This window comes from Chryseobacterium sp. BGARF1 (genome assembly GCF_001677955.1).
In the GTDB taxonomy this organism is placed as follows: Bacteria; Bacteroidota; Bacteroidia; order Flavobacteriales; family Weeksellaceae; genus Chryseobacterium.
Genome location: NZ_LELA01000200.1, coordinates 1 through 243 on the forward strand (window position 1 = coordinate 1; position 243 = coordinate 243).

Consider the following 243-nt stretch of genomic DNA (forward strand, 5'->3'; position numbering starts at 1 on the left):
TCAAAAGTTTTATCTTTATAAAAAACATAAAGATGAGCAGAAATTACAAGTTTCATAATCCCGAAGGATTATACTTCATAAGTTTTGCCGTTGTAGGCTGGCTGGATATATTTATCCGAAATGAATACAAAGAAATTCTTTTAGAAAGTTTAAGATTTTGCCAAAAGAATAAAGGGTTAGAAATACATGCATGGTGCATTATGTCAAGCCATGTACATTTGGTTTTTCGAAGTATCGATGGTC

General features: G+C 31.3%; 1 protein-coding gene. It reads left to right on the top strand.

Features of this window, described 5'->3' with window-relative positions:
• Positions 1-32: 32 nt before the first annotated feature.
• On the top strand, positions 33-243 hold a 211-nt coding region (locus AB671_RS21555; protein ID WP_185114074.1), incomplete at its 3' end, for a transposase.